Source organism: Acetobacter thailandicus (assembly GCF_011516655.1).
Lineage (GTDB): Bacteria > Pseudomonadota > Alphaproteobacteria > Acetobacterales > Acetobacteraceae > Acetobacter > Acetobacter thailandicus.
In genome coordinates, this window is sequence record NZ_WOSV01000045.1 from 1 (window position 1) to 512 (window position 512).

The 512-nt window shown below is 57.0% G+C and carries 1 pseudogene; it reads right to left on the reverse strand.

Annotation, left to right across the window (positions count from 1 at the left end):
• Positions 1–512: pseudogene (locus tag GOB58_RS12905) on the reverse strand (hypothetical protein); the annotation flags it as partial.

Here is a 512-nt window from a genome sequence, read left to right on the forward strand (position 1 = left end):
GTCTTCCCGCTGACGGTTTCCTGAGCGCGCTCGCGGGCCTGTGCGACCGCTTCACGGATGGGAAGACCGGTTTTGCCTTTGCCATGTGTGGCCGGGAGGCCGGACAGCAGGTCGAAGAATTCACCGGCAATCGTGCCTGTGATCTGCCTGACCGGCATGTCCCCAAAGGCTTGAGTGAACAGCTCCACGGTTTTGCGTGTGGCTTTCTTTGTGTCCTCACTTTTGTCCTTGTCTGCAAAGACAAATTTGTCTGCCATCACGGACAGGAGCGGGGAGGCTGGTCTGATGGCTCTGGCAGGCAGTGTCGCTTCAGGCGGACTGTTTGCTGGTGCCTCCGCCAGACCCGCTGGTCGGTGTTTGCCCAGATCGACAATCAGAGTGGACAGACTGCTGATCTGCTCGCGCAGCATGTCCTTCTCTTTTTTGCTTACGGCGCTGGCTGTAAAGACTTTCTGCATCATGTTCTGCAGGCGTGTTTCCAGTGTCCTGAGTGACTCTGTGGCAAAAGAGAT